The sequence below is a fragment of the Methylocystis silviterrae genome, from assembly GCF_013350005.1.
GTDB lineage: Bacteria > Pseudomonadota > Alphaproteobacteria > Rhizobiales > Beijerinckiaceae > Methylocystis > Methylocystis silviterrae.
In genome coordinates, this window is the sequence record NZ_JABVWW010000008.1 from 36,380 (window position 1) to 59,185 (window position 22,806).

The window sequence follows — 22,806 nt, forward strand, 5'->3', positions numbered from 1 at the left end:
TCGTGGCTTACAAATGGTTAATCTAATGCTCGGCTCTGTGGCCGTTTCTGTTGACCTGCGCTATGTTAGCGGCAATGCGAACGCCGCTGCTTCTTCCGCTGACGATCGTGGTCTTTCTTGGAGCCCTGCCGGCCGGATTCGCGCTGGCGCAGGCTTTGGAGACGCCGTCGATCGAATCATTTGGCGAGGAAGAGGGTGATTTCCTTTTCATCCCTGGGATTGGAAGGATTCCGCTGCCCCCTGGGACTCGCGCGCTCGGCCCCGGACAAGGCGGGCGCGATCTTGATCCGGAGCGGCGCGCGCCGGCCGTCGCAGCGCCGCCCCCGCCGCCAAAGGACCCCGACCAGCAGCGGGCCGAAGAGATGGCGCGGCTTTACCTTCGCCTGGAGCGGGCCGATGACGAGCGGGAGGCGAAGGGCGTTTCGGCGGCGATCGTCAGCCGCTGGGCGCGTTCGGAGTCGGACACGATCAACCTGCTAGCGGCGCGCGCCCTTGCTGCGGACGCGGCCGGCGCGCCGCCTCTCGCACTGAAGCTTCTCGACTATGTGGTCGCGCTCTCGCCGCAATGGGCGGAGGGCTATGTTCAGCGCGCTAAGGCGCGGGCGGAGCAGGGGGACGACAGCGGCGCGATCGCCGACCTCGAGACCGCGGCGACGCTTGAGCCGAAGCGTTTTGACGCGCTCTCCGCTCTTGGCGGGCTCAAGGAGAAGACCGGCGACAAGAGAGGGGCGCTCGCGGCCTATCGGAAGTCGCTGGCGATCTCGCCCCAGCAGGAGTCGCTCCGCAAAGTCGAGGAGCGCCTGCATATCGAAGTCGAGGGGCGCGACATCTAGACCTGCGGGGGAATGCGATGACGACGATCGAGAGGCACGCTCCGGGCCCGGTTGCGCCCGAAGCGCTGGAGCAGCTCTTTACGGGAGCGCGGACCCACAATGGCTGGCTTCCCAAAGACGTGCCGGACAGCCTGCTCGAACTCGCCGTTGACTACGCGAAATGGGGCCCGACAAGCGCCAACTGCTCGCCGATGCGCATCGTCTTCGTGCGCTCGCCGGAGGCGAAGGCCCGGCTCGCGCCGGCGATGTCGGACGCCAATCGTCCGAAGACCATGGCCGCGCCCGCCACGGCGATCGTCGGCTATGATCTCGATTTCCCGGACGGTCTCCCACACCTTTATCCGGCGACGGACGCGCGCTCCTGGTTCGTCGGCAATGAGACGCTGATCGAAGAGACGGCCTTTCGCAACGGCTCGCTGCAGGGCGCCTATCTCCTTCTCGCGCTGCGCGCGATGGGTCTCGATTGCGGACCGATGAGCGGTTTCGACAGGGCGAAGGTCGACGCGGAATTCTTCCAAGGAACGCGGATAAAGTCGAATTTTCTGATCAACATCGGATACGGTGATCCCGCAAAGCTCTATCCTCGCGGCCCGCGGCTCGCTTGTGAAGAAATCGCGACGATTCTTTAGGAGGCCAATTCCATGACTCTGCGGATTATTCCCCAACGCTTCGCCCCGCACGCGCAGGGGCTGCTGCGCATCGCCGCCGCTTTGCTGTTCATGCAGCACGGCGCCGCCAAGCTCTTCGGCGTCCCACATGTCACGATGTTCGACAATTTGAAGCTGTTCTCGCTCTTGGGCGCGGCAGGAGTCCTTGAGCTTGTCGGCGGACTGCTGCTGCTGCTCGGCCTTTTCACGCGGCCCGTCGCCTTTATTCTTTCGGGCCAGATGGCGGTCGCTTATTTCTTTTTCCACGCCGGCCAGGATTTGTGGCCGCTCCTCAACAAGGGCGAGCTCGCCGCACTCTACTGCTTTGTATTTCTGTTCTTTGCAGCGGCAGGGCCCGGCGCCTTCGCGCTCGACCGCGAATGACTCCGCGTTTCGCAAGCGATTCCCGGCGGCGACGCCCTTTCTATTGACATTGGGGACGGGGGACATATTCCCTTGCGGTATGTCCCAGACGGCCCTCACCGCCAAGCGTCGGTCTCAAGCCTTGGCGCTGCCTAATCTGCTGACCTATGGCCGCATGGCCGCCGTCCCGGTGGTGGCGGGGCTGCTCCTCGGCTTTACGGAGCACTGGGCGCGGTGGGCCGCGCTCGGCATTTTCATCGCCGCCGGGGTGACGGACTTTCTCGACGGCTATTTCGCGAGAATCTGGCAGCAGCAGTCGCCGCTCGGGCGGATGCTGGACCCCATCGCGGACAAGTTGCTCGTCGCGACGACCCTGATGGCGCTTGTCGCCGATCGAACGGTCGCCGGCTGGACGATCTGGGCGGCGATCATCATTCTGTGTCGTGAAATCCTGGTGTCCGGTTTGCGGGAACACTTGGCCGAGCTCAAGGTGCGCTTGCCCGTCTCGGCGATCGCCAAATGGAAAACAGCGGCACAGCTCGTGGCGCTCGGCTTCCTGATCGCCGGACCGGCCGGCGAAGTCGTTCTCCCCGGCACGGTCAAGATCGGCGCGGCGCTCTTGTGGGCTGCGGCGATTCTGACGCTTTATACCGGGTTCGACTACTTGCAGTCGGCGTGGAACCATTTCGGAGAAGACGAGGCGACATGAAGGCGCTGTATTTCGCTTGGGTGCGCGAGCGCATCGGTCTGGCGGAAGAGGAGATCGCGCCGCCGCGTGAAGTGGTCACGGTCCGTGAGCTGATCGAATGGCTGTCCGCGCGGGACGAGGGATATGCGGCCGCTTTCGCCAACCCGGCGACGATCCGCGCGGCCCTCGACAAGACGCATGCGGGGCCTGATGCGCCAATCGGCGCAGCAAGGGAGATCGCCTTCTTCCCGCCGATGACGGGCGGCTGAGATGGCGCCGCAGCCGACTCCGGCGGTGCGCGTGCAAGCGGAAGATTTCGATCTTGGGCGGGAGCAGGCGCTGCTGACGCGGGGGCGGCGAGACATCGGCGCGCTCGTCAGCTTCCTAGGCCTCTGCAGGGACGAGGACGGCGCGCTCGAGGCTTTGGAGCTCGAACATTATCCTGGAATGGCCGAGGCCGAGATCCGTCGCGTCGCCGACGAAGCGCTCGAACGATGGCCTTTGCAGGGATTGACCGTCATTCACCGCTTCGGCCGCATCCAACCAGGCGAACAGATCGTTCTGGTGCTCGCGGCGGCGCGCCACCGCGCTGACGCTTTCGCCGCCGCGGCGTTTCTGATGGATTTTCTTAAAACCCGCGCGCCTTTCTGGAAAAAGGAGCGCCGCGCGGATGGCGCGTCCGGCGACTGGGTCAGCGCGAAGTCCGAGGACGAAGCGGCCGCGGACCGTTGGCGCTAGATCAGCTGCTGCGGCGCGATGAGATGCGCCAGCCAGCCGTGCAGCGCGACGGTCGCGACGACGAGAAACAGCGTCGCGAGGGTAAAGACGTCGAGATTTTCCCTTGGCACGCGCATCATCGTTGGCAGGCCGACGGAAAAGACATAGATTCCATAGAAGCCGAGCACGTCCAGCCATCGAAGGCCGGGAATCAGGCCAAACAGCGAGGCGAGCCCGACCGGCGTGTAGGAATAGGCGGTCAGCATCAGGGCGCGGCGGTCGTCGGTCTTCCCTTCGAAATGCGGCGCAATGGCCGATATGACGAAGGCGACGATAAAAAAAGCAGGCAGGCTCAATAGATATTGAACGAAGGCGCGGTAAAGCCCTCCCGCGAACGTCGGGTGCATGATTCCTTGCGAGCCATAGGAAAAGCCGAAAAGCCATGAGCCGAAGAAGCTCGCGAACGGCGGAAGAAGCGCCAATATCGCAATATAATTGCGATAGAATTCGAAGACGGACGTCTCCTCTTCCGAGATCTTTGCCCATTCGGTCTGCGGCGCCAGGATTAAGCCTTTGATCCGCGATAGCAACTGCATTTCGGCCTCCATTGATTCGCCGCAAGCGCTCATTACCGAGGCGGTCATGGAGCGGGGCTTGCGGGCGCCGGGTCCTCCATGCGAGGGAGAGTGCGGCCAGCTGCGGCCGGTTCGATGATCGACGGTGAAATCTAACGCGACGGGCCGCATGAGAAAACTGCTGGAATATTTTTGGCCGGCCGTCGGCCTGGTCGCGGTCGTCGCCTCGTTCTTCCTTCTCTATCACGAATTCAAAGGAGAGTCGGTCGGCGCCGAGGTTTGGGCCAATCTCCAGGCCATTCCGACAAGCCGCTATCTGCTCGCTGGACTGTCGACGCTTGTCGCCTATGCGGCGCTCGCCTGGTACGATCGCATCGCGCTGCTGCACTTAGGCGTCAAACACATCAATTGGCTGTTTATTTCGGTCTGTTCGTTCACGACCTACGCCTTGTCGCACAACATTGGCGCAAGCGTTTTCTCGGGCGCCATGGTGCGCTATCGCGCCTATTCCACCAAGGGGCTGACAGCGACGCAGGTCGCCACGCTGGTGGTGTTGTGCTCCTACACGTTCGGCTTCGGCAATGTGCTGCTCGCCGGCCTTTTGCTGACCTATGACCCCGCGATCATGCAAAGACTGTCGGGCTTCCTTCCGGACATACTTACAAACCCGAGCACAGCGCTCGTCGTCGGTTTGTCGTGCCTGACCTTCGTTGTTCTATACATTCTCGGATCGCTCATGCATTTCCGCGCGATCCGGCTGTTCGGGCGTTTCGAGATTCTCTATCCGCGCCCCGGCATCATGTTGCGCCAGCTCTTCGCGGCTCCCTTGGAGTTGATCGGCGCCGCCGGCATCATCTATTTCGCGCTGCCGGAGCAGGGCAATCCCGGCTTTCTCGTCGTGCTCGGCGCGTTTCTCTTGTCCTTTTCGGCGGCTTTGGTGTCCCATGCGCCTGGCGGGCTCGGCGTCTTCGAGCTGCTGTTCATCAATGTCATGCCGGATGTGCCGCGGCTGAAGGTCCTGGCTGCGCTGCTCGTCTGGCGACTCTTCTATCTCATCGTCCCGCTGCTGATCGCGCTTGTCGTCGTCGCGCTTTTCGAACGCAAGAAACTCGTCGAGCGCTGGCGCCGGATAGAGGAACAGCCTCAAAAATAAAAAAAACGCCGGCCATCGCGGACCGGCGTTTCGAACGTCTCGGCGAGTCGCCGCGTTCACATACGATATTGCTGTAGGCGCGTAGTCCGTAGTCCGGCGAGGCCGTGCTGGTCGATCGACATCTGCCAGCTCAGGAATTCGTCCACCGTCAGCGTGTAGCGACTGCAGGCTTCGTCGAGCGAGAGCAGGCCGCCGCGCACCGCCGCCACCACTTCGGCTTTACGCCGTATCACCCAGCGTTTGGTCGAAGCGGGGGGTAGATCCGCAATGGTCAGCGGACTGCCATCGGGACCGATGACATATTTGACACGGGGACGGTGCGTCTCGGTCATCTCACTCACTCGCTACTCAAACAGCCACGTTGTAGCGTCTTTATAGAGGCGCCGCTTTAAGAATTGCCTAAACGGATAGCCTCTATATGCAATGGAAAATAAACTAAATTTTAGGAATATGCGGCGTTCAGAGACTTGGCGCGCCGACCGCGCGACCGCCAATACCAGAGCGGCGTCTGCTTTTGCCTGGGTTTGCTTGGATCGAGCGTCTTGCGCCGACCCGGCAAGGTTAGCATCTCGAGCATCGACCGTATTGATTTGGCGAAGGGCTAAAAACGCGTCGTTAACTGCGTCAACCATTCTGGCGAAGCCGTGACAAGCGCCGTCTCCAACGTCTTGTCGTAGCCTGACACGATCAACACGCCAATCAGCACGAGCGACGCGCCGAGCGCTTGCTTCGCCTGTTTGCCAACGGTCAGCAGCCGGTCCCGCCAACGCGCCATCGCTTGCCGCGACAGGGCTCCAAGCAACATCAGCGGCGCAGCCGCGCCGAGACCGAACGCGGCCATCGTCGCCGCGACCGCGCTCAGGTCTTCGCCGCGCGACGCGAGCACCGATGCGGCGCCGAGCGTCGGACCCACGCACGGGCTCCAAACGGCGCCGAGCAGCAGACCGACGCCAAACTGACCGAACATTCCGCCGCGAGCCCCCTCGCCAAAGGCCGCGCTCAATCTGTCGCTGATCGGGCCCCCGGCGGCGGCGACGCGCGCCTGCAGCTCAGGCGCGAGCAGGATCACGCCCAGTCCGATCAGCAAAGCCGCCGCGACGAGCCGCAGCGAATCTCCGTCGAGTCCGACCGCGAAGCCGATCGTCGCCATAAAAAGGCCGATCGCGACGAAGGACATGGCGACGCCCAGCGCCAGAAGCGCCGGCGCATAGCGATGCTCGGCCGCCGCGGCGCCGAGCACCAAAGGCAAAAGCGGAAGGACGCAGGGCGACAAAATCGACAACAGGCCGGCGACAAAGGCGACGCCGAAGGCGCCAAGCGCGCTCGCGTCCATCGATTTACAGAGCCTTCGAGAGAAGCGCTGATATTTCGCCCGGATCAGTCACCCCGACAGAGCGCCCAACTTCCTTATCGCCTTTGAAGATGATGATCGTGCTTTGCCGGTTGGCCTTTAGCGTGCGGAGAGCGCTCTTCTGGCCGTCGAAATCGACGCGGAACATGGCGACGTCGGCATATTTGGGATCGGCTTCGACGCGCTGCACCGCCGGCTCCTGCGCGCGGCAGGTTGGACACCACGGCGCATAGACATGCACGATGATCGACTTGCGGGCCGTTTGCGCGGCGGCGAAGGCCTGCGGCGTAAAACTCTGTTCCGCGGCGCCGGCGGGCGCGGCCGAATAAAGGATCGCGGAAACGAACAGAAAGGCGGAAACGGCGAGTCGGCGGCGCGAGATCATGTGCTTCCCTCGGAAGGCTGCCCCTTGCGCGAGCGGCGCTCAGGATTATGAAACGAACATAATGGCGCCCCTCTTTGAAACCAAACCGGACAGCGCATGAACGACTGCATCGGCGTCATCCTCGCCGGCGGGTTGGCGCGGCGCATGGGCGGGGGCGACAAGCCGCTCGTCGAGATCGCCGGCCGGCCGATCCTTCAACATGTGATCGATCGCTTGAGGCCGCAGTGCGGGCGTCTCGCGATCAACGCCAACGGCGATCCCGCGCGCTTTTCCGCTTTCGGACTGCCCGTCATCTGCGACAGCGTTGAAGGTTTCGCGGGCCCGCTCGCCGGCGTTCTCGCCGGCATGGACTTTGGCGCGGCGAAAGGCGCGGCGCATGTGCTGAGCGCGCCGGGCGACACCCCGTTCCTGCCCGCCGATCTCCTCTCGCGGCTAGAAGCCTCCCGGACGCGTGCGGGCGCGACGATCGCCGTCGCCGGCTCGAATGGGCGAACTCATCACGCCGTGGCGCTGTGGCCGGTCGCGCTGCGCGACGATTTGCGGCGCGCGCTCGTTGAGGAAGACGAGCGCAGAGTGTCGGCCTTCATCGGGCGGCATGCGAATGTGACCGTCGATTGGCCGACCGAGCCCTACGACCCTTTCTTCAACGTCAACCGACCGGAGGATCTGGCGCGCGCCGATGCGATAGCCAAGGAAGAGTCGCGAAGCTAAATTGATGAGGCCGACGCTTTGAAAGACCGGCAGGACGGGACATGAACGAGCAGACAAAAAAGGGATTGACGAGCAAGGTGAAAGAGGAAGCCAGGGCCTTCTACCCGGTGTTCCTCTACGTGTGGTTCCTGCTCGCCGTGCTCGGTGTGCACAAATCGGTTGTTTTGTCGCAAGCGCATATCGTGCAGCATCAGGGCTTCGCCGCCGCCAAGGCGCTTGCGTTCGCGAAGGTGCTGTTTGTCGCCAACAAGTTTGGAATCTGGCGCGTCTTCGACAAAAAGCCGCTGATCGTGCCGATCCTGGCCAAGTCGCTGCTATTCGGTCTGCTGCTTATCGGCATGGACGTTATCGAACAGGCGCTGCTGGAGCATTTTTGGCCGGCCCATGCGGACCATGACCCAGTGAATCTCTACAATCTGCGCACGCTACTGTCGGTTGGACTGGTCACCTTCGCCGCGCTGATCCCGTTCTTTGGCTTCCGCGAATTCGCCAAGCTGGTCGGGGAGGCAGAGCTACGAAAGGTGCTCTTCGTGCGTCGCGAAAATTTCGTTCCGCAGCACGAAGCCGAGCCCGCAGCGTCGCCGGCGCCCGCGGAACCGATTGAGGGCTAAACGAAGCCCGGATCCATCTCGACGGCGCCATCGAGCCAGGGCGGCGTCGGCAGGTTTTGGCTGCGCAGGAAGTCGGCGTTGAAGAGCTTTGAGGCGTATCTTGCGCCGCCGTCGCACAGCACGGTCACAATCGTATTGCCGGGCCCCATATCGCGCGCCAGTCTGATGGCGCCCGCGACGTTGATTCCCGAAGAGCCCCCCAGCAACAGGCCCTCCTGCTCGGCGAGATCGAATACGATGCGCAGCGCCTCGTCATCGGGGATGCGATAGGCGACGTCGACCGGCGCGCCCTCGAGATTGGCGGTGATCCGGCCCTGGCCAATCCCTTCCGTGATGGATGAGCCCTCAGCCTTCAACTCGCCGGTCGTGTAATAGGAATAGAGCGCCGCACCAAAAGGATCGGCCAGCCCGATCTTCACATCCGGATTTCTCTCCTTGAGCGCCATGCCGACGCCGGCGAGCGTGCCGCCGGTGCCGCAGGCGCAAATGAAGGCGTCCACCGCGCCCTCCAGCGCTTCGTAGATTTCGGGCCCAGTGGTGGTGAGATGCGCGACGCGGTTGGCGACATTGTCGAATTGATTGGCCCAGACGGCGCCGTTCGGCTCTTCCCTGGCGAGGCGCTCGGCGAGGCGGCCGGAAAGCTTCACATAATTATTGGGGTTGGCGTAGGGAACCGCAGGCACTTCGACGAGCTGCGCGCCCTGCAGGCGCAGCATGTCCTTCTTTTCCTGGCTCTGAGTCTCGGGAATCACGATCACCGTGCGGAAGCCGAGCGCGTTCGCGACGAGCGCGAGCCCGATGCCGGTGTTGCCGGCGGTGCCTTCGACGATCGTTCCTCCCGGCTTCAACAACCCTTTCGCGCGCGCGTCTTCGACGATGGACAGCGCCGCGCGGTCCTTGACGGAGCCGCCCGGGTTCATGAATTCGGCCTTGCCGAGAATGCGGCAGCCGGTCGCCTTCGAGGCGCCGTGCAATTCAATGAGCGGCGTGCGCCCGATGGCTTCTATGACGCTGGAGGCGACGGTCATTGATGATTCCTGGCGAGTGGCGGTTCGTTCCTAGCCGACCGGCGGCTCCCGCTCAAAGGCGAAAATCGCGCCATGCCGCGCCTGCGCGCCCGGCGCCAAAATTCGCATCGAGGGCTTTTCGTAGAGATCGCCGTAAAAGTCGTCCGGATCGCCATGGCCTGTCCAGGGCTCTATGCACAGATAAGGGGCGGGCGGCAGCGTCCAAAATCCGACATGGGGGAAATCGTCGAGCGTGACCGAAAGACGCGCGCCTTCACCATTGTCGAACACCAGGCCGTGGCTCGCAAGATTGAGAAAGCACAGCGCGTCGCGGGTGAACATTTCTGGTTCGAGCGGCAGTCGCCGGCCGACAAGCGGCGTTTTGCGGATGGGTTTCGAGAACAGCCCGCCCGGTCCGATGATGGGAACTTCGGCGCGCTCGGCCTTCTCGAATATGATCGTATGCGGCGAGGAAGAGCCGGCGAGCGGCCAGCGAAAGGCGGGATGCAAGCCGCAGGCGTAGGGCAGGGGCCGCGAGTCGGCGTTTGTGACGATGAGAGCATTTTCGAGCGCCCCGGCGCAAAGCTGGAACTCCACTTCGAACCGGAAGGCGAAGGGATAGAGCGCGCGGGTCTCGGCGTCGTCGACGAGCGCGAGGCGCAGATAGTCGTCGCGCCGCTCGGCGACGTCGAAGCGCTTTTTCCAGGCGAAGCCATGGAGAGCAAGCGGATAGGTCTCGCCCTCGACGCGCACGCGGCCGTCGCGCGTCCAGCCGACGACAGGAAACAGCACGGGCGCGGTCTGGTCCCAGACCTTGGGGTTCTTCGCCCAGATCATGTCGACTCCCCGCGCGCGCCAGCTCGAAAGCTCCGCGCCGAACGCCAGGATCTCCGCGCCGTCGCCAGAGGAATGGGTGAGCCGAATCGCGTCGGTCATGGGTCAATTCCATCGTGAGACACAAATCCAAGCGAATGCTGACAAAATCAGCGCGACCTCCAGTGCGGCGCTTGAGCGGCGGCGCCCGCCGCAATAAGGTCGCGCCGCCACGCCGCCATACCCGCCACGCATGTTGGCGCAGCGCAACGCCAATGAGAAGGCCTTATGAACAGCAGTCTCGTCTCGGACATCGGCGCCGGAGTTTTCAGAACCGAGTTGACGCTCTTTTTCTCGACGTTCACGACGCTGCTGGCGGTCATCAATCCTTTTGAGGTGCTACCGGTCTTCCTTCTGCTTCTGCGCGATAAGAGCAACCAGGAGCGCGGTCGCGTGGCCTTCATGGCCTGTCTCTATGCGTTGCTGCTGATCCTCTTCTTCTTGTTCTTTGGCGCGGTGATCTTAAAAATCTTCGGCGTCTCGCTCAGCATGGTGCGCATCGCCGGCGGGATCGTGCTGATGAAGATCGGCTTTGAACTTTTTTTACCCTCGTCGGACGGCGACGGAACGCCGGCGTTTGCCCGATCGACGGGCAATATCGCCTTCATGCCGCTTGCGATGCCGCTCATGATCGGCCCCGGCCCGATCGCCACCGTGCTCGGGATGATGGCCACGGTGGAGCACTCGTCCCACGAGGCGTTGGCGTTCGGCGTCATCCTCGGCGCGATCTTTCTCGCCGTGGGCGTCACTTACGCGTGCCTCGCCTTCGCGACGCGGTTGACCACAACGCTGGGGCCGCTGGGGATTGACGCGGCGACCAGGATCGTCGGCTTCTTCGTCTCGGCGATGGGCGTATCGTTGATCTTCAACGGCGTCATGGACGCGCTTCGGTCGGCAGGCTTTGGCGGCTTGCATTAGCCGCTCTTCGTGCAAGGCTAGAGGCTGCGCAGGGTCTCGCCGAGCCTCAGATAGATCTCCCGATGCGCGTCGCGCAGCCCGGGAACCCATGGTTTGAGCCGGGCGCCGACGACCGCGTCGAAATGGTCGAAGCGTTGTCCGATGGCTTTGTCGAGATATTCGTAATACCAGCGCCCCGGCTTGAGTCTTTGGCGTTTGAAAACGCCTTCGCCTCCCACCGGCTCTTCCCGCGCCGTGAAGGGATATCTTTGCGAGATGACGCTCACCGCGCCATCATTGGGCCGCCACTGCGGCAGCGAAAGGTCGCCGCCGCCCCAACCGACGATCGGCGCCTTGGCGAAGTTCGCCTCGCGCGCCTGGTAGAGCGCCGGCTGCCAGAGAATGGGATGGATCGTCGGGTCGGGCCGCCAGGTCTTGGTGAAAAAGCCGTATGCGCGAACATGTGTGGCGTTGGTCACCAGCGACAGATAATAGGTGCCCGGATGCGATCTGAACCGGGCGTTGGCCTTGCGGCAGCCCTGCAGCGTCATGTCGAAGGCGAGATTGTCCTCGCCGGCGACGAAGGCGCCAGCGTCCAGACGCGCCATCGCCGCTTTCGCGTCGGCTTCGCCGTCGGTCCATTGGTCGAGATGGAGATCGAAGGGCTTGCGCATGGCGCTCGGCACGCCGGCGGCCATTCCGAGAAAATTGAATGATTCCGCAATGAACCGGCTCGGCCTGCGCTTGAGCCGCCCGTCTTCACGGTCGCAGCCGAAGCCGTACGGCAGCAGTGAGCCGTTGATGGCGCCGGCGACGCTGATCACCCCTTCCACCCAGTCGGCGTTGGTTCCGCGCTCCCAGAAATCGCTTGCGAGCAGCGCCTGCAACTGCATGGCGGTCTGGGCGCCTGCGCCATGGCCGACGAGGATCACCGGGTTCTCCGCCGACCAACCGGGCGCAAAAGGGTCCGCATATTCGCGCGAATAGCGGGCGTGGCGGGCCTCATCGCTATGCCGGGCGCCATAGTCCACGCGTCCGCCGGCAATCTGAGCGAATAGCTCGCAGGCGCGATCATGGAAGGAGCTGACCGGACCTACCTTCGCTTCGTGAACCGCGAAGGGTTCGCCGAACTCATCGAGCGCGTCGCCCCAATAGGGAAGTCCGAACTCTTGAGGCCCCCAGCCGAAGAAATCATGCACGAAAATAATATGAGTGGATTTGAGCGCCATCGCCGATCCGAAATTCGATAGAAAATCAAAGTGCTTCGGCGCTCAAATGAGCGCGTCATATTCATAAATTTCGCTCACGTCGAGCGTCTCGCGCGGAGTCGCGCTGCGACCGAGCGGCGAGCTGATCGGATCGTCGATGCGGTGACCCTTGAGATCCGCGCCGGCCTCCATATCGGGAACGTAGACGCGCCCATTTCGGGACATCCAGCTCTCCCAGAGGCGATCAATGTTGCAATGATTGAGAAAGAAAACCGGATCATTGGGCGACGAGCCAAGCAACATCTCGCCGCCAATCCAGACGTGGACGAGATTGTGCATGGAGGTCGCGGAAACGCCGTCGTCGTTCATCCACCCTTCGATCCGATTGCGGAAGCTGTTCGCGTCGGCGTCCCAATCGGGCGAATCATAGGCCGGCAGCTCCAGCGCATTCGTCACATGCGCCGTTCTCGGCAGCGCGTCGGCGCTCACGCCAAAGGCGCGTCGGAGGCCGCGGTTCACCGAACGCAGCTCTCCGGAAATATTCGTGGAGATGCGCACTCTGAACGCGGACGGATCGCTTGCGCGAAACGCGAACGGGCCGGTAGCGACCGGATTTCCCTCGCCGCCCATGCAGTCGGCGCCCCAGATCGCAGCAGCGCTCTGCTCCTGTGGCGGCAGGTCGCCGTCTTCCGCCCAATCCCAATAGGGCAGACCAAAATTCGCGTCGTTCAGAACCCGCTGGAGGTTCTGCTCGAAAACCATCAGCATCACACGGTGCCATGGCGCAAAAATTGGCCCGCGGTACGCCGAGTTTCGCTGCGCGGGGTTTCTGGGCGGCGTCTCGATCATCATTGCGGTGACGTGCCAGACCACGAAAAGATCGTAGGTGCTCACTGAGCGCGCCGCGCCGGGAATGCCGAATTCATCGGTCGCTCGGCCGGACGCCTCATTTTTCAAGAGTTTGACGCCTTCAATATATTGGTCTCGAACCCCTGGGTTCGTTGAAATGTTTCTTCGGACGACGGCCATCGTCTCTCTCCTGAAAAATCAATGCTCGCCTGAAAAATCAGTGCTCGTGTCTTGCACCTTTCTTGGCGGCGGGCCTGCTTTTGCGCGCAGGAGCGGGCCGGCGCTTGCGGCTCGCTGCGGGCCGGCTCTTTGTCCGGGCCGGCTTTCGCTCGAACTCCTCGGGAAATCCGTCGATCAGCGCCCGCACCATGTCGACCGCCGACGCGGTCTGGTAGTTCGGCAATGAATGACAATGAACCTGGCCGGAGGCGTCGACGCCGAGCGGCGCGCGGATTTTCCTTCCGTCGACCAGGATGTTGTAGGTCGTGACGATTTCGATCTCGTGGCCGCGATAGCTATCCTTGCGCACTGACTGCGCGCCGCCCGCGCCATGGCCGTCGTGCGCTGGCGCTTTGTCGCGGGCGCGCGTGAGATAGTCGCTGAGTTTGCGAGGGGCGGCGCCCGTCGTGAGCTTCTTGGTCTCCATAAGCTCTCCGCACAATTCCCGTTATGCAAATCCGACGAAGCTGTAGGCGCGAAGGCTTTAAGTGCTCGAAAAATCTACAAACTTCCGTCGAACGTTCGCCTCATCAAAACGGATTGGATTGGAAATTTTCCACCAGCATTATGACGCAGCCAATGGACAGTGATATCGAGTGAATTCCCAAGGCGTTAGAATTGATGAATTATTTGCGCCGCTCGGAGAGTCCCGCGCTCATCGCGATCGGAAGAGCTTGCGTCGCTTGCCGGCGAGGCTTAGCGATTCGATTTGAGGCCTCAATGTCCGATTCGATGGTTCCCGCCTTTCTTGGGGTCGAGCGCTCCGTGCTCGGTCGACGTTGGCGCGGGCGGCTCGACGCCAGAGGCGAGGCGCAGGCGCTCGCGCTGACCCAGGCGCATGGCATCGACGATTTCCTTGCGCGGGTGATCGCCGGGCGCGGCGTTACGGTCGCCGACGCCGCTGGCTATCTCGATCCCAAGCTGCGCGACCTCCTGCCGGACCCGTCGTCGCTGCGCGACATGGACGCCGCAACGAACCGGCTCGCGGACGCGATTGAAAAGTCCGAGCAGATCGCCGTTTTTGGCGACTATGATGTCGACGGCGCCTGCTCCTCCGCTTTGCTCATCGACTTTTGGCGCGCGGCCGGCGCGCCGGAGCCCTTGCTCCATATTCCCGACCGGATCATCGAGGGCTATGGGCCGAACGTCGAGGCGATCCGCGATCTCGCGGCGCGCGGCGCGACTCTGTTGGCGACCGTCGACTGCGGGACCTCAAGTCACGAGGCGTTCGCCGTCGCGCGCGCGCTTGGCCTCGATGTGATCGTCCTCGACCATCATCAGGCACCGGAAATCCTGCCGGATGCGCTGGTCGTCAACCCCAACCGGCTTGATGATCTTTCGGGGCAGGGGGCGCTCTGCGCCGCAGGGGTCGTTTTTCTTGTCCTCGTCGGATTGTCGAGGACGCTGCGCGCGCGCGGCTGGTGGAGCGACGATCGACCGGAGCCGGATCTTCTCGCCGCGCTCGATCTCGTCGCGCTGGCGACAGTCGCCGACGTCTCGCCGCTGGCGCGGCTCAACAGGGCGCTCGTCGCCAAGGGTCTGATGGTGATGGCGGCGCGATCCCGTCCGGGGCTCGCCGCGCTGATGGACGCCGCCCGTTTGGATGGCCCGCCGCGCGCCTATCATCTTGGCTTCGCGCTCGGGCCGCGGATTAACGCCGGGGGTCGGATCGGCGACGCTGGCCTCGGCGCGAGGCTTCTCACCCTCGCTGACGGCGCGGAAGCGCGTCGCATCGCCAACGAACTGGACCGGCTGAATGGCGAACGACAGGTCGTCGAAAGGATGATTTTGGAGCAGGCGGTCGCCGAGGCGGAAGCGCAAGTGGCGGGCTCCAATCGCCTGTCCTGTCTCGTCGTGCATGGGCAGGATTGGCATCCGGGCGTTGTCGGGTTGATCGCATCACGCTTAAAGGAACGCTTTAACACTCCAGCATTTGTTATTGCTTTCAATGGAGAATATGGAACAGGTTCGGGTAGGAGTTTAAGTGGTGTCGACCTCGGAGCGGCGGTGCGCCGCGCCGTCGATCTGGGCTTGGCGGTGAAGGGTGGCGGCCATGCGATGGCCGCCGGCGTGACTTTGGCCCGCGACAAGATCGACGACTTTCGCGCCTTTCTCGACGAGGCGCTGGCGGCGTCCGTCGAAGCCGCGCGTCTCGACGACGCGCTGGTTGTCGATGCGGCAGTCGCCGGACGAGGAGTCTGTCTCGAACTGCTGCGACGGGTGGAGCGAGCCGGTCCATTCGGGCAGGGCAACCCCGAACCTCTGTTTGCTCTGCCCGAGCAGCAGGTCACATTCGCTCAGACGGTTGGGGCCGATCATGTGCGCGCCCGTTTGCGTTCACGCGACGGCGCGACCGTTGACGCCATCGCCTTTCGCGCCGTGCATTCGCCGCTGGGCGAAGCGCTCTTGAGGGGGGACGGGGCGCAGCTTCACGTCGCGGCGAAACTGTCGCGCAATGTCTTTCGCGGCATCGAGCGCGTCGAGACGCGAATCGTCGATCTCGCGCGCGTTCAATGAAGCCGAGAAGACTGTGGCGCCAGGGCCACATCTGTTTTCAATCTCGGTGCGCGCACGCTTTTAGAGGGCGAGTGTCGCATTTTGGTCTCATTCGCGACGCCTGCTGACGCCAGCGTAACTGCGTTTAACGACAACTTCACACATCAACGAGACACTCCGCGGGTTGTGCCGCGCGGCGGTTCCACGTCGCGCCGAAAATGAAGGACGCGTCGCCGCTTATGGGGCGTGCTTCAGTGCAGTCGGCGGCGGATCGAAGTTTAGTGGCAAGGACTGTCTGGATGCGATTTGTCGTCTTTAAAAGCGCTGCTCATGCGCCGCGTCCGCTGGTTCGCTCCTCAATCATCCTTTCCAAACTACTGCCTCTTGTCTGTCTCGGCGCGCTTGCCGGATGCTCTTCGACCACGGGATCGCATAGAAACGCCGGCCTCGGCGGAGTCGGGGAGATCGACCCGCGTTACGGGGTGCGTCCCAGCCCGCGGGTCATTGCCGAGGGCGAAGAAGTGCCGAAGGGCGGCGGCGCCTATATGGTCGGTAAGCCGTATAAAATCGCCGGCCGAACCTATTATCCGAGCGAGAGGCCCTATAAGGCGACAGGAACGGCTTCCTGGTATGGCTCGGACTTCCATGGGCGACGCACCGCCAATGGCGAAATATTCGACAGGGCGTCGATTTCCGCCGCCCATCCCACGATGCCGCTGCCGAGCTATGCGCGGGTCACCAATTTGCGCAATGACCGTTCGATCGTGGTGCGCGTCAACGATCGTGGACCCTATCATGGCGGACGCGTGATGGACGTCTCCCAGCGCGTGGCGCAAGCGCTTGATTTTCACGGCGTCGGCACGACGCGCGTGAAAGTGGAATGGGTCGGACGCGCCGATCTTGAGGGAGACGACGACGATAAACTCCTTGCGACCCTGCGCGACGATGGCCAACCGGCGCAGATCGACGCCCCGGCGCCGGTGATGACGGCGGCGAACGAGGGTCCGGCGCGTGCGGCGCGCTATGATGAAAGGGCGGACGCCGCCGAACTCTCGGCGCGCATCGCCTATGAGAATGGTCAAGCGTCAGATGACCAGGCGCTCGCCTATGCCAGGCAGGAGAGCGACGCGCCCCTGCCTCCCTCGCGGCAGCAAGCCAGCATCGACGAAGAACCCGTCGCTTCGACCCAGAAGGTCAGGAAAGTTGTGGCGCCGCTGCCGCCAGTGCGGCCCGCACAATTCGGCGCCCGTCAAGCTTCCGCTCGCAACGCCATCCGACAGGCGCTGAACTCCTCGGTTCGAGCGAACTGAGCCGCCCCACGCCGTGATTGCAATTTTCGGCGTCGCGCGCCATCTTCTCCCGGCTTGCCGCGCTGCGGCGTAAATAACGGGAGCGCGCCTTGCCGAAATTTCCCGGGCTGCACCTTATTCTGATCGTCTTCGCATTGTGGGCGCTTGGCGCAGCGCCGGCGCGCACCCAGAATTTTCAAACGAGCGTCCCGAGCGCGATTCTGATCGACGCCGGCACGAACACCGTCCTGTTCGAGAAAGGCGCTGACGACTACCAGAAGCCAGCTTCGACGGTGAAAATTCTCACGGCGGAACTGATCTTCCAGGCCTTGGCCGAGGACAGACTGCATCTGGACGATGAATTCACGGTTTCGGAACACGCCTGGCGCACCGGCGGAGCGCCGGCTGGCGGGTCGGCGATGTTCCTCGCGCTCAATAGCCGCGCCCGCGTCGAAGATCTCCTTCGCGGTCTCGTGATCCAGTCCGGCAATGACGCCGCGATTACGCTTGCGGAAGGTCTGGCGGGCTCGGAAGAAGCCTTTGTCATGCGGATGAACAAACGCGGGGACGAGCTTGGCCTCGTCAAATCGCGCTTCGGCAATCCCTGGGGCATGGACGGTCCCGACCAAAAAGTGACGGCGCGCGAAATGGCGAAGCTCGCGGCCCATATCATCAAGACCTATCCGCAGTTTTATGGCTATTTCGGCGAGAAGGAGTTCACCTGGAACAAGATTCGTCAGCAGAATCGCAATCCGCTGCTGACGATGAGCATCGGCGCCGACGGGCTGAAAACCGGCAATATCGACAAGATCAGCGGCTATGGACTGGTTGGCTCAGCTACGCAGGAAGGCCGACGCCTTATCGTCGCCGTTTACGGCGCAAAGACTCCGAAGGAGAGGGCCGACGAGGCGCGCAAGCTGCTGCAATGGGGATTCCGCAACTTCGAAGAGAAGGAACTGTTCAAGGCCGGCGAAAGCATCGGGCCTGCGCAGGTCTATGGCGGAACGAAGGGCTTTGTCGAGCTGACGGCGAAAGAGGACATCAAGGTGCTTCTGCCGCGCGGCGCGAACGAGCGGCTGATGGGCAAGATCGTTTACGAAGGTCCGGTGCTGGCGCCGGTCGAGGCGGGCGCGAGCGTCGGACGCCTCGAAGTGAAACGCGGAAACTCCGTCGTGCTCGAACAGCCGCTGCAGACTGCGGAATCGGTCGAGCAGGGATCGCTGCCGCGGCGCGCCTTCGACGCTATTTACGAATCCGCCGCCGCGGCCATTCACCAGAAACTCTCCGGCAAGAAATGACGTTCCAGGCGACGCCCGAAAAAGGCCGCTTCATCACCTTCGAAGGCGGCGAGGGCGTCGGCAAGTCCACGCAGCTTGCGCGGCTCGCCGAGCATTTGCGCGATTGCGGCTTCGAGGTGGTGACGACGCGCGAGCCCGGCGGCACGCCAAAGGCCGAGAAGCTGCGCGCCTTTCTGCTCTCGGGACGCGCCGCGGCGCTTGGTCCGCTCGCCGAGGCGGCGCTGTTCTCGGCGGCGCGCGCTGATCACGTCGAAACCTTGATCGCGCCCGCCTTGAAGCGCGGCGCATGGGTCCTGTGCGACCGCTTCGCCGATTCGACCCGCGCCTATCAGGGCGCCCAAGGCGGCGTCGACGCCACGACTCTGGCGCTGCTCGAAAGAGCGGCGGTGGACGATACGCGGCCGGATCTGACGATCATGCTCGATCTGCCGGCGCAAGAAGGCCTCACGCGGGCGGCGTCGCGGCGGCTTGGCGAGGAGGTCGATCGTTTCGAAAGCGAAGCGCCGGCCTTTCACGAGGAGCTGCGGCAGGCCTTCCTCGACATCGCCGAGAGCGAGCCGGAACGCTGCTGCGTGATTGACGCCGGCATGACCATCGACGACGTCGCGCAAGCGGTGCAGCGTCTCGTTCACGACCGCTTCCTTGCGCACGCCGCACAAGCCGCGCAATGAGCCGCGAAGAGGCGAACCCGGAAAGCGATCGCTACGACGACGCCCCGCATCCGCGGGAGACCCTGGGGCTTTTCGGTCATGCCGCGGCGGAGCATGAATTTCTCGACGCCTACCGCCGCAACAAGATGGCGCAGGCGTGGATCATCGGCGGGCCGGAAGGCGTCGGCAAGGCGACGCTCGCCTGGCGCCTGGCGCGGTTTCTCCTGGCGCATCTCGAACCCGCCGCAGCGGCGGTTCAGTCCGCCGAGAGCCTCGCGGTGCCCGCCGACCATCCGGCAACGCGTCGGATCGCCTCAATGGCGCTCGCCGATATTTTCCTGCTGCGCCGCGCCTGGAACGACAAGACCAAAAAGCATTTCACCGAAATTCGCATCGAGGACGTGCGGAAGGTTATCCAGGCCTTCCATCAGGCGTCAGGAACCGGCGGCTGGCGGATCGCCATCGTCGACTGCGCCGACGATCTCAATCGCGCCAGCGCCAACGCGCTTTTAAAGCTGATTGAGGAGCCCCCGCAGCGCTCGCTGTTTCTGCTCGTCGCGCATCAGCCGGGCCGCATGCTGCCGACGATCCGTTCGCGCTGTCGCAGACTGATGCTCGGCGCATTGTCGCCGGAAGACACGATCGCCGCCGTGAAAAGTCTCGGGCCGCGCTGGTCGGAGGCGCCTGAATCGGACCTGCTCGTCGCCGCCGCGCGCGCCGAAGGCTCGGTGCGGGAGGCGCTGCGGCTGCTTGGCGATGACGGCGTCGCCTTCGACGCCGCCGTGCGCCGGCTTTTCGACAGGTTGCCGCAGGTCGATTGGCTCGGCGCGCATATGCTGGCCGACAAGCTCACCGGCCGCGACAATGAAGCGGCCTATGAGACCTTCATGCGCGCGACGCAGCGCCATCTCGACTCGCGCGTCCGCGCGCTCGCGCAGACCGGCGCCGCGCCTTCGAGACTTGCCCGCTACGCGAGCGCCTGGGACGCCATTCGCGACGCCGCGAGGGAAACCGAGGTGTTCAATTTCGACAAACGCGCGCTGGTGCTGGGGATCTTCGATCGGCTCGCGAAAGCCGAAGCCGGCTAATGGCGGACGCTAGCGCGCCTCCCGGCCGCTGTTCGCCATGGCGTTTTCAAGAAGCTGCAGAACGACCGCCGGATCGCGCGGGAAGCCGGCGCGAATCCATTCGGCTTGAAGCGTTCTAAGCGCGTCGCCCAATTGCTTGCCCGGCGCGACGCCGCGCGCGATGAGATCCGCGCCCTTGATGGGGAAGGCGGGCGCGGGCGTTTCCTCGAGATAGCGCGCGGCCTCCCGCCACTCCGGATTGCCCGCCGCGGCGGCGCTTTCCGCATGCGCGAGCGCCAGCGCATCGGCCGCGGCGCGCGCGCCGCACAGGAACAGCATTTCGCGCAGATTCGACGCCGGCGGCGGAGCGTCGCGTCCATGCAAGGACGCGAGCGTTCGCGCCGCCGCCGCAAGCCGCGCGAATTCGTCGTTGGAGAGCCGCAGGCGCTCGCGCAGCCGCTCGGCGTCTTCGGCGGTCAGCACCGAAAAGGCGGCAAGCCGCAGCACCGCGTCCGCCGGTTTGCCTAAAGCCGCTTCGCGTTCGGCGAGCCGCTGCAGTCGAGCGGGATAGCCGATGCCGAGAATAACTTCGATAACGCCGGCGTGCGACATGGCGCGCAGCACGTCCGGCGCCCGGCGCGCGAGCAGCAGCTTCATCAGTTCGGCGCGGATGCGCTCGCGCGACAGGCGCGACAGATTTTCCCGCGCGACGATCGACTCGTGCAGGCCCTCGCGATCGAATGGTCCCTCCCCATGAGAGGCGTTGAAGCGAAAGAAGCGCAGGATCCGCAGATAGTCCTCGCGAATCCGCGTCGCCGCGTCGCCGATGAAGCGGATGCGCCGCGCCTCGATATCGGCGAGGCCGTCCGTGTAATCGTGAATCTCGCCATCGGAAGAGAGCGACAGCGCGTTGATGGTGAAGTCGCGCCGCTTCGCGTCCTGCTCGAAATCGCCGCCAAAGCGCACCTTGGCGAAGCGGCCGTCGGTCTCGACGTCCTCACGCAGCGTCGTGACTTCAAAGGGCGTTCCCGCGACGACGATCGTCACCGTGCCATGTTCGATGCCGGTCGGCACGCCTTTCAGTCCGGCGTCGCGCGCGGCCGCAAGGACGGCGTCGGGCAAAGCGGTCGTGGCGAGATCAATCTCGTGAGGCGGCAGACCGAGCAGAGCGTCGCGCACGGCGCCGCCGACCACGCGGGTCTCTGCGCCCGTCTTCGAGAGAGCCGCAAACAGCGTCGCGAGCCGGGGATCGTCAAGCAGTCTCTGCGCCGCATTCATTCAAAGCGGCCCGGCTGCAATTTTCCGTTCTCCATGTGGGCCGGCACATAAGCGCCCTGGTTAAGCCGCGTGAAGCCGAGCGCCACGACTCCGACGATGGCGACGAGGAGGCCCGCGATCGTCAGCAGCGACACGATCTTGCCATGCCAGAGCTCGCGCACGAAGGGCCAGCGAAGCTGCAAAGAATGGAAAAGCGCATAGGCGACGAAGGGCGTCAGGAAGAGCAGGGCGGTTTCAACGATTGCGCGCCACATGGGCGGAAACGCCTTTCGTGATGAGGATATCCGACGACTATACGCCGATGAATATACATGGCGTCCGTCGAGGGGCGTTTAATGCGGCATGCATGAACAAACTGTCACGTCCAAATTGCGGTTTTGGCGGTAAAATGCCTCTCCACCGCGCCGGTTGCGCTTGAATTGCAGCGGCGGAGAGACGAAGATTGCGCCAGGCCCTAAATCCCCCCGCTTCGCCTTTGAAAATTCATGCGGAGCCGAATGGCGCGGGGGCTTTGGATCGACTTGCGGCGAAACACGGCAGCGCCGCCACGATGCGCCCGATCCTCTTCATAGACAGGCTGCCTGAGCAAGCTGAAATGACCTCATTCGACACCAGGACGACCTCGCTCGAAACAGCAGTCGTTCAATCCGCCGAACGCGCCCTTGACCATATCGGTCGCGCCCGCGCCGCGATCGGCGCCGTCATTTTTGGCCAGGACGAGGTCGTCGAACAGGCGCTGGTGACGATCCTCGCGGGCGGCCACGGTCTCCTCGTCGGCGTGCCCGGCCTCGCCAAGACCAAGCTTGTCGAGACGCTTGGCCGCGTGCTCGGCCTGGCGGAGCAGCGCGTGCAGTTCACGCCGGATCTGCTGCCCGCCGATATTCTCGGCTCCGAGGTGCTCGAAGAGGGCGCTGACCGCTCGCGTTCGTTCCGCTTCATCAGGGGGCCGGTCTTCACCCAGCTGCTGATGGCCGACGAGATCAACCGCGCCTCGCCGCGCACGCAATCGGCGCTGCTGCAGGCGATGCAGGAGCACCATGTCAGCGTCGCCGGCAAGCGCCACGACCTGCCGCGGCCTTTCCATGTGCTTGCGACGCAAAACCCCCTGGAGCAGGAGGGCACCTATCCGCTGCCCGAGGCGCAGCTCGACCGCTTCCTGATGCAGATCGACGTGCATTATCCCGACCGCGCCAGCGAGCGGCGGGTCCTGCTGGAAACCACTGGCGAGACGATGGCCGAGGCGAGTCAGGCGCTCGACGCCGAAGAGCTGATGGCGACGCAAAGGCTCGTGCGCCGGCTTCCGATCGGCGAAAAGGTCGTCGACGCGATCCTAGATCTCGTTCGTTCAGCCCGTCCAGACGAGGGCGACGCGGAAATCGCGCCGCATGTCGCCTGGGGTCCGGGACCGCGCGCTGCGCAGGCGCTGATGCTGGCGACGCGCGCGCGGGCGCTCGTCAACGGTCGGCTTGCGCCCTCGATCGACGACGTCGCGAAACTTGCCGCGCCGGTGTTGCGTCACCGTATGGCGCTCAATTTCGCCGCGCGCCGCGAGATGACCGTTTCTGACGTGGTTCAGACGCTCGTGGCGCGGATCGGGTGACGAGCCTTCGCTCGGCTCTTCCCTCTGACGGAGAAAGATGA

The 22,806-nt window shown here is 63.9% G+C and carries 27 protein-coding genes; 16 read left to right on the plus strand and 11 right to left on the minus strand.

From position 1 onward, the window contains the following. Window positions 1-74: 74 nt before the first annotated feature. From HUN39_RS10890 to HUN39_RS10915, 6 genes are all read left to right on the plus strand, one after another. Window positions 75-833 carry a hypothetical protein gene (locus tag HUN39_RS10890; protein ID WP_175094535.1) on the plus strand — a complete coding sequence of 253 codons (759 nt, stop codon included), beginning with the start codon at window positions 75-77 and terminating at the stop codon, window positions 831-833. A gap of 17 nt (window positions 834-850) precedes the next feature. After that, window positions 851-1,462 carry a malonic semialdehyde reductase gene (locus tag HUN39_RS10895; RefSeq protein WP_175094536.1) on the plus strand — a complete coding sequence of 204 codons (612 nt, stop codon included), beginning with the start codon at window positions 851-853 and terminating at the stop codon, window positions 1,460-1,462. A gap of 12 nt (window positions 1,463-1,474) precedes the next feature. Next, complete coding sequence (locus HUN39_RS10900; protein ID WP_175094537.1) at window positions 1,475-1,864, plus strand: DoxX family protein; 390 nt, start codon at window positions 1,475-1,477, stop codon at window positions 1,862-1,864. 79 nt (window positions 1,865-1,943) lie between these two features. Beyond that, complete coding sequence (gene pgsA / locus HUN39_RS10905; RefSeq protein WP_175094538.1) at window positions 1,944-2,552, plus strand: CDP-diacylglycerol--glycerol-3-phosphate 3-phosphatidyltransferase; 609 nt, start codon at window positions 1,944-1,946, stop codon at window positions 2,550-2,552. Continuing rightward, complete coding sequence (moaD, locus tag HUN39_RS10910; RefSeq protein WP_175094539.1) at window positions 2,549-2,800, plus strand: molybdopterin converting factor subunit 1; 252 nt, start codon at window positions 2,549-2,551, stop codon at window positions 2,798-2,800. Before pgsA ends, moaD begins: the two co-directional genes overlap by 4 nt. A 1-nt stretch (window position 2,801) precedes the next feature. Then, complete coding sequence (locus tag HUN39_RS10915) at window positions 2,802-3,269, plus strand: molybdenum cofactor biosynthesis protein MoaE (RefSeq protein ID WP_175094540.1); 468 nt, start codon at window positions 2,802-2,804, stop codon at window positions 3,267-3,269. On the opposite strand, the gene HUN39_RS10920 is transcribed toward HUN39_RS10915, so the two are convergent. Next, the gene (locus HUN39_RS10920) at window positions 3,266-3,844 is read right to left on the minus strand and encodes a Yip1 family protein (RefSeq protein WP_232366042.1); all 579 of its coding nucleotides are present in this window, start codon (window positions 3,842-3,844) and stop codon (window positions 3,266-3,268) included. The two genes, HUN39_RS10915 and HUN39_RS10920, sit on opposite strands and share 4 nt — an antisense overlap. A gap of 148 nt (window positions 3,845-3,992) precedes the next feature. Between HUN39_RS10920 and HUN39_RS10925 the strand changes: the two genes are divergently transcribed. Continuing rightward, window positions 3,993-4,976, plus strand: coding sequence for a putative bifunctional lysylphosphatidylglycerol flippase/synthetase (locus HUN39_RS10925; RefSeq protein WP_175094542.1), 984 nt, complete (start codon window positions 3,993-3,995; stop codon window positions 4,974-4,976). A gap of 56 nt (window positions 4,977-5,032) precedes the next feature. On the opposite strand, the gene sciP is transcribed toward HUN39_RS10925, so the two are convergent. The 3 genes from sciP to HUN39_RS10940 form a co-directional block, all read right to left on the minus strand. Beyond that, window positions 5,033-5,308 (minus strand): CtrA inhibitor SciP, encoded by a 276-nt coding sequence (sciP, locus tag HUN39_RS10930; RefSeq protein WP_014889772.1) that lies wholly within the window; start codon window positions 5,306-5,308, stop codon window positions 5,033-5,035. 269 nt (window positions 5,309-5,577) lie between these two features. Further along, the gene (locus tag HUN39_RS10935; RefSeq protein WP_175094543.1) at window positions 5,578-6,309 is read right to left on the minus strand and encodes a cytochrome c biogenesis CcdA family protein; all 732 of its coding nucleotides are present in this window, start codon (window positions 6,307-6,309) and stop codon (window positions 5,578-5,580) included. A gap of 4 nt (window positions 6,310-6,313) precedes the next feature. Continuing rightward, window positions 6,314-6,712: a thioredoxin family protein gene (locus tag HUN39_RS10940; protein WP_175094544.1), complete on the minus strand. Its 399-nt coding sequence runs from the start codon at window positions 6,710-6,712 to the stop codon at window positions 6,314-6,316. Window positions 6,713-6,808: 96 nt separating this feature from the next. Here HUN39_RS10940 and mobA point away from each other — a divergent pair, with 96 nt between their 5' ends. Both mobA and HUN39_RS10950 read left to right on the plus strand, forming a co-directional pair. Then, window positions 6,809-7,423 carry a molybdenum cofactor guanylyltransferase MobA gene (gene mobA / locus HUN39_RS10945; RefSeq protein ID WP_175094545.1) on the plus strand — a complete coding sequence of 205 codons (615 nt, stop codon included), beginning with the start codon at window positions 6,809-6,811 and terminating at the stop codon, window positions 7,421-7,423. Between the two features lie 41 nt (window positions 7,424-7,464). Further along, window positions 7,465-8,034 (plus strand): hypothetical protein, encoded by a 570-nt coding sequence (locus tag HUN39_RS10950; RefSeq protein WP_175094546.1) that lies wholly within the window; start codon window positions 7,465-7,467, stop codon window positions 8,032-8,034. Here the strand turns inward: HUN39_RS10950 and HUN39_RS10955 are convergent. Further along, window positions 8,031-9,062: a cysteine synthase A gene (locus HUN39_RS10955; RefSeq protein ID WP_175094547.1), complete on the minus strand. Its 1,032-nt coding sequence runs from the start codon at window positions 9,060-9,062 to the stop codon at window positions 8,031-8,033. The two genes, HUN39_RS10950 and HUN39_RS10955, sit on opposite strands and share 4 nt — an antisense overlap. A gap of 30 nt (window positions 9,063-9,092) precedes the next feature. Continuing rightward, window positions 9,093-9,977 carry an aldose epimerase family protein gene (locus HUN39_RS10960; RefSeq protein WP_175094548.1) on the minus strand — a complete coding sequence of 295 codons (885 nt, stop codon included), beginning with the start codon at window positions 9,975-9,977 and terminating at the stop codon, window positions 9,093-9,095. Window positions 9,978-10,142: 165 nt separating this feature from the next. On the opposite strand from HUN39_RS10960, the gene HUN39_RS10965 reads away from it, so the two are divergent. After that, a complete protein-coding gene (locus tag HUN39_RS10965; protein ID WP_175094549.1) occupies window positions 10,143-10,832 on the plus strand; it encodes a MarC family protein in 690 nt (229 codons plus the stop codon). Between the two features lie 17 nt (window positions 10,833-10,849). Here the strand turns inward: HUN39_RS10965 and HUN39_RS10970 are convergent, their stop codons facing one another. The 3 genes from HUN39_RS10970 to HUN39_RS10980 all read right to left on the minus strand — a co-directional run bounded on the left by HUN39_RS10970 (window position 10,850) and on the right by HUN39_RS10980 (window position 13,514). Then, window positions 10,850-12,040 carry a lipase-like domain-containing protein gene (locus tag HUN39_RS10970; protein WP_175094550.1) on the minus strand — a complete coding sequence of 397 codons (1,191 nt, stop codon included), beginning with the start codon at window positions 12,038-12,040 and terminating at the stop codon, window positions 10,850-10,852. A gap of 42 nt (window positions 12,041-12,082) precedes the next feature. Further along, window positions 12,083-12,976: a tyrosinase family protein gene (locus tag HUN39_RS10975; RefSeq protein ID WP_232366043.1), complete on the minus strand. Its 894-nt coding sequence runs from the start codon at window positions 12,974-12,976 to the stop codon at window positions 12,083-12,085. Between the two features lie 109 nt (window positions 12,977-13,085). Continuing rightward, window positions 13,086-13,514: a hypothetical protein gene (locus HUN39_RS10980; protein WP_175094552.1), complete on the minus strand. Its 429-nt coding sequence runs from the start codon at window positions 13,512-13,514 to the stop codon at window positions 13,086-13,088. 293 nt (window positions 13,515-13,807) lie between these two features. Between HUN39_RS10980 and recJ the strand changes: the two genes are divergently transcribed. From recJ to HUN39_RS11005, 5 genes are all read left to right on the plus strand, one after another. Next, window positions 13,808-15,604, plus strand: coding sequence for a single-stranded-DNA-specific exonuclease RecJ (recJ, locus tag HUN39_RS10985; RefSeq protein ID WP_175094553.1), 1,797 nt, complete (start codon window positions 13,808-13,810; stop codon window positions 15,602-15,604). A 278-nt stretch (window positions 15,605-15,882) separates the two neighbouring features. After that, window positions 15,883-16,893 carry a septal ring lytic transglycosylase RlpA family protein gene (locus tag HUN39_RS10990; RefSeq protein ID WP_175094554.1) on the plus strand — a complete coding sequence of 337 codons (1,011 nt, stop codon included), beginning with the start codon at window positions 15,883-15,885 and terminating at the stop codon, window positions 16,891-16,893. 89 nt (window positions 16,894-16,982) lie between these two features. Further along, complete coding sequence (locus HUN39_RS10995) at window positions 16,983-18,170, plus strand: D-alanyl-D-alanine carboxypeptidase family protein (protein WP_175094555.1); 1,188 nt, start codon at window positions 16,983-16,985, stop codon at window positions 18,168-18,170. Then, window positions 18,167-18,841, plus strand: coding sequence for a dTMP kinase (gene tmk / locus HUN39_RS11000; RefSeq protein ID WP_175094556.1), 675 nt, complete (start codon window positions 18,167-18,169; stop codon window positions 18,839-18,841). Before HUN39_RS10995 ends, tmk begins: the two co-directional genes overlap by 4 nt. Then, window positions 18,838-19,908, plus strand: coding sequence for a DNA polymerase III subunit delta' (locus tag HUN39_RS11005; RefSeq protein WP_175094557.1), 1,071 nt, complete (start codon window positions 18,838-18,840; stop codon window positions 19,906-19,908). Before tmk ends, HUN39_RS11005 begins: the two co-directional genes overlap by 4 nt. 9 nt (window positions 19,909-19,917) lie before the next feature. Here the strand turns inward: HUN39_RS11005 and HUN39_RS11010 are convergent, their stop codons facing one another. After that, the gene (locus HUN39_RS11010; RefSeq protein ID WP_175094558.1) at window positions 19,918-21,165 is read right to left on the minus strand and encodes a CCA tRNA nucleotidyltransferase; all 1,248 of its coding nucleotides are present in this window, start codon (window positions 21,163-21,165) and stop codon (window positions 19,918-19,920) included. Next, window positions 21,162-21,419, minus strand: a complete 258-nt coding sequence (locus tag HUN39_RS11015) for a DUF6111 family protein (protein ID WP_175094559.1) — start codon at window positions 21,417-21,419, stop codon at window positions 21,162-21,164. The genes HUN39_RS11010 and HUN39_RS11015 overlap by 4 nt, the downstream gene beginning before the upstream one ends. Window positions 21,420-21,760: 341 nt before the next feature. On the opposite strand from HUN39_RS11015, the gene HUN39_RS11020 reads away from it, so the two are divergent. Further along, entirely contained in the window at window positions 21,761-22,765 is a 1,005-nt protein-coding gene (locus tag HUN39_RS11020; RefSeq protein WP_175094560.1) for an AAA family ATPase, read from the plus strand. Window positions 22,766-22,806 lie beyond the last annotated feature (41 nt).